Source organism: Pseudoalteromonas sp. Z9A6 (assembly GCF_011378805.1).
Lineage (GTDB): Bacteria > Pseudomonadota > Gammaproteobacteria > Enterobacterales > Alteromonadaceae > Pseudoalteromonas > Pseudoalteromonas distincta.
Genome location: NZ_WTKZ01000002.1, coordinates 170877 through 179623 on the forward strand (window position 1 = coordinate 170877; position 8747 = coordinate 179623).

Consider the following 8747-nt stretch of genomic DNA (forward strand, 5'->3'; position numbering starts at 1 on the left):
AGAATGGTAAAATTAATAGCAGCAATATTTATCATGGTGAGTTTTTCAAGTATGTCAGCAACTACTAAAGTTCAGCTTTTTATGGCAGGGGATTCAACCATGTCAATTAAAGAAGTGAAGGATTACCCTGAAACAGGTTGGGGAATGCCCTTTAGTATCTTTTTTAATGATAGCATCGACGTTAAAAATCGTGCTAAAAATGGTCGTAGTACACGTACCTTTATCAGTGAAGGCTTGTGGGCGGGCATTATAAATGAACTTAATAAAGATGATTTTGTGATCATTCAATTTGGTCATAACGATCAGTCAAAACAGAAAGTAGACCGCTACACTACACCAGAGCAATATAAGCAAAACCTAGTTAATTTTATTGCTGAAGTAAGAGCAAAGCAGGCACAGCCATTACTGATGACCCCGGTAACGCGACGTTATTTTGATGAAAAAGGTCAGATCAAGGACACCCATCCTATTTACGCTGATATAGTAAGAGATGTAGCTAAACAGACAGGGGTCGATTTTATTGACATGGAACGGGTGACCCAACAGTATTTTCAAAAGCTTGGTGGGATCAACTCACGCTTACGTTTTATGCATATAGCACCTAACTTGCATCCAAATTACCCTATAGGCGTAGAAGACAATACCCATTTCAATGAACTCGGTGCTCGAGAAGTTGCTCAATTAGTATTAATAGAAATGAAAAAAATAAATCACCCACTCGTTAAGCAATTACGCATACCTGATCCAAAACATTTAAAATAAAAATAATTTTTATAAATCATATTGTTATGTTTGATACAGCTAATAACGTGTGTAGTTTATTTATGTATTGTAATTGCATTGAATGAGTGTAATTGCATTGAATGAGTGTAAGTGCATCTAATGCAATAATCACTCTGCACTTAGCTTAATAGACAGGATCAATTGATTAGTTAAAATCAATGATTGAATTAACCACCCAGCAGACCCATTAATGGAATGATGGTTAAATTATTTTGACTATCTTCATCACTTAATTAAAGGCAATGAGGAGTAAACATGTCTGGGTTATCTGCAATACCGTTTTCTTTACTTGAGCTTAGCCCAATGAAAGAAGATGCCACCGTCTCAAGTACTCTTGCAAATAGTGTCGCTTATGCACAAAAAGCTGATGAACTCGGTTTTAACCGATTTTGGATGGCTGAACATCATAATATGCCGGGAATTGTCTGCGCGGCAACCTCTGTATTAATTGGCCACATAGCAGGGCAAACTAAAACTATACGAGTAGGTGCTGGTGGCGTTATGTTACCAAATCACCCGCCACTGATTGTTGCAGAGCAATACGGCACATTAGAGAGTTTATACCCTGGGCGTATTGATTTAGGTTTAGGCCGCGCACCAGGTAGCGATCATATAACCAGTCGTGCTCTGCGCCGAGATGAACGACGCGCTGAAAACTTTGCCGATGAAGTCACTGAACTGCAAACTTTATTAGGCCCTTACGATGGTAGTCACCCTGTTCGCGCTATACCGGGTGAGGACACAAAAGTTCCGATTTGGTTATTAGGCTCGAGTTTATTTAGCGCGCAACTAGCAGCGCAAAAAGGGTTACCGTACGTATTTGCAGGGCATTTTGCACCGCGCTTTGTGCACGACGCAATAGCGCTGTATAAGCGCGAATTTAAAGCATCAAGCGTACTTGATAAGCCATACGTAATGCTTGCACTGCCTTTAGTGGCAGCAGACACCGACGATGAAGCGCAATACTTGTCGACTACTTCTAAGCAACGTGTACTCGAACTTATACGCGGTAATGAGCTGTGGTTAAAACCACCCGTTGAAAGTATGGACGGGTTATGGAGCGAGCAAGAGCGCGCTCATGTAGAGAACTTTTTAAGCCTAAGCGTAGTAGGCGGGCATGTAAGTATTAAACACAAGTTAGAGATGATAGCGAAACAGCTAGAAGTAGATGAGTTTATATTTACCAATGATGTGTTTGATAGTGAAAAACGCCACCGTGCACTCGAAATTTTAATGGAAATAAAACACTAAAATATAGTTAGTTAAGCAAGCGTACACTCTGGGCTTGTTAATATACAGACATCATCAAAAGTTAAACTTTTTTAACTCATTTTATTAACTTTAAGTGATGTCTGTATTTGTTATTTAAATATTAAAAGTAAATTTGATTTCTATTTTTAGTACATATTTTGCTTTATATACCGTTCTGTTTTTTCAATTGAACTGATTTAAATAATCAATTTTAAGATATCACTTTTGTTTTTTATAATGTAGCTATTAAACCAGACATCATAAAATTAAAGGCAGGTACACCGTGAACTCTCTAAACACCGCAACAGCTAATTCAGTTAACAAAACAGCGCAGCCAAAAGTTGCTCTGATTGCTGAAGGTGGCGGGCAGCGAGGGATATTCACAGCTGGCGTACTTGATGCGTGGTTAGAGCAAAGCTATGACCCTTTTGATTTATTTATTGGTACTTCAGCGGGTTCACAAAACTTAACTAGCTACTTAGCGCGTCAAAAAGGCTACGCTAAACGCCTGATTAGAGGACTTTCGCGCAATAAGCGTTTTTTTCAGCTTGGTCGCGGATTAGTGGGTAAGCATATAGTTGATCTAGATTGGTACTTTGACAAAACCACTGAAGTAAACAGAGCTATAGATTTCAAAACAGCGAAAACTAGTTTAGGTGAGCGTGAACTACTTATAACAGCCACAAATGCACGAGACAGAAAAGCTTATTACTTATCGCCTACAGGTGATAGCAGTCAATGGCGTGATTTGTTAAAGGCTTCTAGCGCACTTCCGTTTTTATACAAACAAGGTGTAAAGTTAACACCTTGGTTAAACGCAAAAGCAGCGAATGAAACACATCTTGTTGAAGAACAAGCACAGAGCGATTTTTATCTAGACGGCGGTTTAGCCGCTCCACTCCCCGTGCGTGAGGCTTACAACCGAGGTGCTCGTAAAATTGTTGTAATAAGAACGGTTGACGCTAATTTTCAAGCGCAATCTGCATGGGTACAAAAGCTAAGAACATTTGCTATAGCATCAGGCTATTGTCCAAAAACATTGGACTACTTGATACAGCACGAAAAAGCGTATTTAGATGAGCTTGAGTTTATTGCAAATCCACCAAGTGATGTGGAAATAATACAAATTTTTGCAGACGAAAAACTGCATAGCAAATTATTAGGTAGTTCAAATAACGATTTACGTTTTGATCATAAATTAGGCTTAGCTGCAGGTCGATCTTATTTAGCGCAGCAAAGCCAATCTGAGATCAGCAATACGCATAATTACTCACAAAGCGAGTATCGTTACAATTAAGCCAATCGGATTCCCAAATCATGAATAATACTGCGACTAAAAGTTGCAGTATTATTCATTTAAATGCCTTTTATTTAAATGACACCCACCCTAATTTGTACATTTATCAACCCCTAGATTCTAATTGGAAGTGCACCACCTAATTCATTATAGACTTCATTTGGTGTTTTAAATCCTAAACATTTTCTAGGGCGATTATTTAGTTGTTCCTCTACTTTTTTTAATTGCTGATGGCTTACTTTGCTAAAGTTTGTTTTCTTCGGGTAATACCTTCTAATTAAACCATTTATTTGTTCTACAGCACCTTTTTCCCAGCTGTGGTAAGGCTCACAAAAATAAGATTTATTTTTCAAAATGGCTTCTACTTTTTTAAACTCTGTATTTTCAGAACCATTGTCATAAGTTATCGATAAACAAGCACTCGGTGGGTAAATAGATAGTTTTTTACATATTGCATTCGATGTCGCTAGAGCTTTTTTAGATGGTAATTTGGTGATATGACACACTCTAGAAACTCGTTCAAGTAACACATTCAGCGCACATTTTCTGTCGTGAATACTTAAAACATTATAAATAGGTGTCATTTAAGTATTCTTTTAAATATTAAAAATAACTTAAGTTGATGAAAGTAATATGCTTGTTTCACTATTTAAAATACCGTCAATTTCGCGTACTTGCCTTAGCACTCCATCAAACTCACTTAAATTTGCAGCTTGAAGCTCTGCAACTAAATCCCATGCACCATTGGTGGTGTGTAATTTTATAAGCTCGGGTATTCCGCGCATTGTTTTAATTACTTGTGAGGTAGATTTACCAACGACTTCTATCATCATAATTGCGCGCACGGCTTCTGTTTCTATGTGTTCGTGAACGCGTACAGTAAACCCTAATATTGCGCCTGAGCTAACTAATCTGTCTAACCTATTTTGCACTGTCCCGCGTGATACATTTAAAGAACCGGCTAAAGCTGAAATAGAAGCGCGGCCGTCTTTTCGTAATTCAGCTATTAAAGCATTATCAAGAGAGTCATAAATATAAGGAGTCATAAATCAAACCTTTAAAAGAAGTTACTGACCAAAATACATAAATTGTACATAACTGCATAGCAAAATGATAAAAATTAGTACTATTTGTGTAATTAATTGCCATATTAAATAGCACGTAGCCTCGCTAAACTTGTTTTAAATTAACTAATACATTATTCAAGAGGTTTCAGCATGAGTCATTTTATAGCACAGCCAAAACAAGGCGTTCCATTTATTAGCGTTCAGGCAATGGCTAAGCTTATAAATAGCTTAGGGGTCGAAAACGTTTTGCTAGATCTAACACATAAATTAGAAACCGACTTTGCCCGTTGGACTGAGTTTGATAAGTCACCTCGCTATGCAGCACACTCACCAGAGGGTGTAATAGAGCTAATGCCTGTAAGTGATGGCCAAATGTTCAGCTGTAAATATGTAAATGGTCACCCAAAAAACACCTTTAGAGAACTTCAAACAGTCGCTGCATTTGGTATTTTAGCAGATGTAGATAGTGGCTATCCGGTTATGATAAGCGAAATGTGTTTACTAACAGCACTACGTACAGCTGCAACTTCTGCAATGGTAGCTAAATATTTAGCACCTAAAAACTCAACAACCCTTACTTTAATAGGCAATGGCGCTCAATCAGAGTTTCAGGCACTCGCTTTTAAAGCGGTACTAGGTATTACGCATATTCGTTTATACGATATAGATAAAAGCGCCTCTAAAAAAGCATTTGCTAATTTAAGTGCATGCGGGTTAAACGTGGCTATTTGTAATAGTGTACAAGAGGCAGTAAAAGGGGCAGATATTATCACTACCTGTACTGCTGATAAAACTAACGCCACTATTTTAACAAATGACATGATCCCACAAGGTGTGCACATTAATGCCATAGGTGGTGATTGCCCAGGTAAAACAGAGTTAGATGCTAGATTGCTTGAGCGTGCTAATGTATTTGTTGAGTACGAGCCACAAACTCGAATAGAGGGCGAAATTCAACAAATGAGTCCAAGCTTTACAGTAACTGAGTTTCATAAAGTTATTAATAAGCAGTCGCTTGGGCGTACTAGCCAAGATGAATTAACCATTTTTGACGGCGTTGGTTTTGCGAGCGAAGACTTTACAGCACTGGTATTTATACGCGATGAGCTAATTAAAACGGGCGAGTTTGCTTTGCTTGATTTAATTACACAACAAGCGGACCCTCGTAATTTATTTTCAGTGCTTAGTGATCAACCATTAGTAAAAGAGCACGTGGCATGAGCGAAGTAAACCAAGCCCCCAGAGCTGTAGTGATGGTAAGGCCACATCACTTTACATCTAACCCACACACAATGCTCGATAACGCATTTCAAAGTGAATGCTTAGCACAAAATCAAAGTGAACAAGCATTTAAAGAAGTGACTAATGCCGTACAAATATTAAAAAATGAAGGGGTAACAGTTCACCTTTTTGAAGATGAGCAAACACACACTCCCGATTCAGTTTTTCCTAACAATTGGTTTTCAACTCATCAAAGTGGCCAATTAATAATCTATCCAATGTTTGTAGAAAACAGAAGGTTAGAATATCGAAAAGATATTATTGATTTTTTAACGGATCACTATAAAGTATCTTCAGTGACTGATTATTCATTTTTATCGAAAGAAAATTCATTTCTTGAAGGCACTGGTTCACTGGTTGTCGATCATCAAAATAAACTCGCTTACGCGGTAGAATCAAAAAGAACTACCAAGTCGGTGGTTAATACAATATGTGAGCAATTAAAACTATCACCTATAGTGTTTAACGCATATGACGAGCAAGGAACTGCGGTTTATCACACTAATGTTTTAATGTGTATTGCTACAAAATTTGTAATGATCAGTTTAAATATGGTGCCAATTGAACAACGTGCACAGTTAGCTAAACATTTTTTGAAAAGCCATCATCAAGTTATCGATTTAACGCTTGAGCAAATTAATAACTTTTGTGGCAATGCTATTGAGCTACAGGGTAAAAATGGTCGTATTTTAGCCTTATCGCAAACTGCGTTTAATGCACTTACACCGGCACAAATAACAGTTATACAAAAAACGGCTAAGCTTGTGCCATTACCTATACCTACTATTGAGTCGGCTGGTGGCTCAGTTAGGTGCATGATTGCAGGAGTTCATTTGCAAAATAAATAATGTATAGTTTTAAGGCAGCTTAGCTGCCTTATTTGCATTAAATTTTTAGTCGATGTCGCAAGCAAATGCCGTTATACCCAAAAAAGGGTATTAATATAAAAAATATAAGAAGGAATTAGCAATGTTCGATACCGTCGTCAAAAGCGTAAACAACCTTTTATGGGGAGAAGGGCAGGTACTTATTTATATACTCTTGTTTACGGGGGTATGGTTTTCAGTACGACTAAAAGCAATTCAAATACTTAAATTTAAACATATGTTTAGCCTTTTAAAAGGCAGTAGTAAATGTAAAAAAAACGACATTTCATCATTCCAAGCATTGTGTACAGGGCTTTGTGCACGGGTAGGTACCGGTAATTTAGCCGGTGTGGCAGTGGCAATTTCACTTGGCGGCAGCGGCGCTATATTTTGGATGTGGGTTATAGCCATATTGGGTATGGCTACAGGCTTTGCCGAAAGCGTACTTGGGCAAGTATATAAAGTGCGCGATAGTGGCGGCGAGTTTAGAGGCGGGCCTGCGTATTATATTCAACAAGGTTTGGGTAGCCGAGCATTCGCAATTGTGTTTGCCGCGTGTTTGTTTTTAGGTTACGGATTTACGTTTAGCGCAATGCAAACTAACACAATTACTGACGCACTTAACTACGCGTTTGAAGTTCCTACATTTTATTCAGGCCTAGTTATTACCGTATTAGCGGGCTCAATTATACTCGGTGGCTTTAAAGCAATTGCCCGATTTGCAGAGCGCGTTGTGCCAATAATGGGCATTGTGTTTGTACTTGCGGCGGTAATTATTACGATTATAAATTTCACGCAAGTACCCGCCATGCTTAAAGATATATTTTTATCAGCGTTTGGTTTACAAGAAGCAGGCGCCGGTGCAATGGGCGCTGCGATTAAAAACGGTATTCAACGTGGTTTATATTCTAATGAGGCCGGTGCAGGTAGTGTGCCGCATGCTTCAGCAAGTGCCAGCCCAATTCCTAATCACCCTGTAACGCAAGGTTACATACAAATGCTAGGCGTATTTTTCGATACAATTGTACTGTGTAGCTGTACCGCTGTGATCATTTTATTGGCCGATATAGACATAAGCGGTGAAATGGAAGGCATTCGTTTAACACAAAGCGCGATGACTGCTCACTTAGCACAAGGTGGTGTTTACTTTGTAGCAGCCGCTATAACCTTATTTGCTTTTACATCGGTGGTGGCAAACTACGCCTATGCAGAGAGCAACTTGCACTTATTTAAGCTCGACAACAAAGTAGGGCGCGGCATTTACACTTTGCTTTATTTATCAATGATGTTGTGGGGCGCGTCGGCCACATTAAAAGAAGTCTGGGATTTAGCCGATATTGCCTTAGGATTAATGACAGTGGTTAACGTTATCGCTATTATACTGTTAACGCCGACTATTTTGTCTGTTACGAGCGATTACCACGCACAAAGAGACAAAGGTTTAGAGCCCGAATTTAAAGTAAAAGATGTAAAAGTACAGGGCAAATGTGAAGACGGCATTTGGGATTAATTCACGTACTTTAAGCACACTTAACTATAAAAAGCGGTTTTATGGCAACATGAAATCGCTTTTTGTTTTGCATAAGTATTCACTTTCAGTGTTGTAGAAATAACAGAAGCAACCAAAATAAAAGGCACAATTTTTTAGATGATCGAGATTAACGCAGGGAAAACAGCGGCTAAAATTATTAACGAACAGGGCTTTAAACCTGAACTTTTCACCTCTTTTTTAGGTGCAAGTGGTGGGCCAAAGTGGTTTACCTTATTTGGGTTGGATAAGTATATTTTTGGTGAATTTTTTAAAAACCGAACCCGGCCACTTAATTTAATTGGCTCATCTGCCGGCGCTTTTCGCTCTGCGTGTTTTGCACAAAACGATCCCGTTGCTGCCATTGAGCGCTTAGCAAAATCGTATTCGCAAACCCGATACTCAAGTAATAAACCAACACCAAGTGAAATAACAATAAAAGCGCGCGCATTACTTGAAGATGTTTTTGGCGATAACGGCGTAACCGAAATTATAAATAACCCAATATTTAAAGCGCACTTTATAGTAGCAAAATCGAATGGCTTTATTGCCAGCGAAAATAAAATAATACAACTACTGGGTTTATCAAAAAGTTATATGCTAAACCGCGTTAACCGAAAATTATTAGATACCATCTCTCATTTTAAGCTTCAAGGTCGTATTTAACTTTCTTG

At 38.4% G+C, this 8747-nt stretch carries 8 protein-coding genes and 1 pseudogene; 7 read left to right on the top strand and 2 right to left on the bottom strand.

The features are described 5' to 3' along the window. The first annotated feature begins 3 nt into the window (after window positions 1-3). The 3 genes from GQR53_RS01485 (at window position 4) to GQR53_RS01495 (ending at window position 3331) form a co-directional block, all read left to right on the top strand. Window positions 4-762 carry a rhamnogalacturonan acetylesterase gene (locus tag GQR53_RS01485; RefSeq protein ID WP_165742677.1) on the top strand — a complete coding sequence of 253 codons (759 nt, stop codon included), beginning with the start codon at window positions 4-6 and terminating at the stop codon, window positions 760-762. A gap of 276 nt (window positions 763-1038) precedes the next feature. After that, window positions 1039-2034 carry an LLM class flavin-dependent oxidoreductase gene (locus GQR53_RS01490; protein WP_165742678.1) on the top strand — a complete coding sequence of 332 codons (996 nt, stop codon included), beginning with the start codon at window positions 1039-1041 and terminating at the stop codon, window positions 2032-2034. Between the two features lie 283 nt (window positions 2035-2317). Beyond that, on the top strand, window positions 2318-3331 hold the full coding sequence (locus tag GQR53_RS01495) for a patatin family protein (protein ID WP_165742679.1): 1014 nt from the start codon (window positions 2318-2320) through the stop codon (window positions 3329-3331). A gap of 113 nt (window positions 3332-3444) precedes the next feature. Here GQR53_RS01495 and GQR53_RS01500 read toward each other — a convergent pair whose 3' ends face one another. Both GQR53_RS01500 and GQR53_RS01505 read right to left on the bottom strand, forming a co-directional pair. Next, window positions 3445-3915, bottom strand: coding sequence for an IS30 family transposase (locus tag GQR53_RS01500; protein ID WP_165742680.1), 471 nt, complete (start codon window positions 3913-3915; stop codon window positions 3445-3447). A gap of 30 nt (window positions 3916-3945) precedes the next feature. Then, complete coding sequence (locus GQR53_RS01505) at window positions 3946-4377, bottom strand: Lrp/AsnC family transcriptional regulator (RefSeq protein ID WP_007377579.1); 432 nt, start codon at window positions 4375-4377, stop codon at window positions 3946-3948. 171 nt (window positions 4378-4548) lie between these two features. Here GQR53_RS01505 and GQR53_RS01510 point away from each other — a divergent pair, with 171 nt between their 5' ends. The 4 genes and pseudogenes from GQR53_RS01510 to GQR53_RS01525 form a co-directional block, all read left to right on the top strand. Next, complete coding sequence (locus GQR53_RS01510; RefSeq protein WP_165742681.1) at window positions 4549-5619, top strand: ornithine cyclodeaminase; 1071 nt, start codon at window positions 4549-4551, stop codon at window positions 5617-5619. Further along, on the top strand, window positions 5616-6527 hold the full coding sequence (locus GQR53_RS01515; protein WP_165742682.1) for an arginine deiminase-related protein: 912 nt from the start codon (window positions 5616-5618) through the stop codon (window positions 6525-6527). Before GQR53_RS01510 ends, GQR53_RS01515 begins: the two co-directional genes overlap by 4 nt. Window positions 6528-6648: 121 nt before the next feature. After that, window positions 6649-8055 (top strand): alanine/glycine:cation symporter family protein, encoded by a 1407-nt coding sequence (locus tag GQR53_RS01520; RefSeq protein WP_024609079.1) that lies wholly within the window; start codon window positions 6649-6651, stop codon window positions 8053-8055. A gap of 138 nt (window positions 8056-8193) precedes the next feature. Further along, window positions 8194-8700: pseudogene (locus tag GQR53_RS01525) on the top strand (patatin-like phospholipase family protein); the annotation flags it as partial. Between the last annotated feature and the right edge of the window lie 47 nt (window positions 8701-8747).

Excerpts from the sequence above, each read along its gene's own strand:
- GQR53_RS01485 (WP_165742677.1), top strand. The coding sequence starts at position 4 with ATGGTAAAATTAATAGCAGCAATATTTATCATGGTGAGTTTTTCAAGT.
- GQR53_RS01490 (WP_165742678.1), top strand. The coding sequence starts at position 1,039 with ATGTCTGGGTTATCTGCAATACCGTTTTCTTTACTTGAGCTTAGCCCA.
- GQR53_RS01500 (WP_165742680.1), bottom strand. The coding sequence starts at position 3,915 with ATGACACCTATTTATAATGTTTTAAGTATTCACGACAGAAAATGTGCG.
- GQR53_RS01505 (WP_007377579.1), bottom strand. The coding sequence starts at position 4,377 with ATGACTCCTTATATTTATGACTCTCTTGATAATGCTTTAATAGCTGAA.
- GQR53_RS01510 (WP_165742681.1), top strand. The coding sequence starts at position 4,549 with ATGAGTCATTTTATAGCACAGCCAAAACAAGGCGTTCCATTTATTAGC.
- GQR53_RS01515 (WP_165742682.1), top strand. The coding sequence starts at position 5,616 with ATGAGCGAAGTAAACCAAGCCCCCAGAGCTGTAGTGATGGTAAGGCCA.
- GQR53_RS01520 (WP_024609079.1), top strand. The coding sequence starts at position 6,649 with ATGTTCGATACCGTCGTCAAAAGCGTAAACAACCTTTTATGGGGAGAA.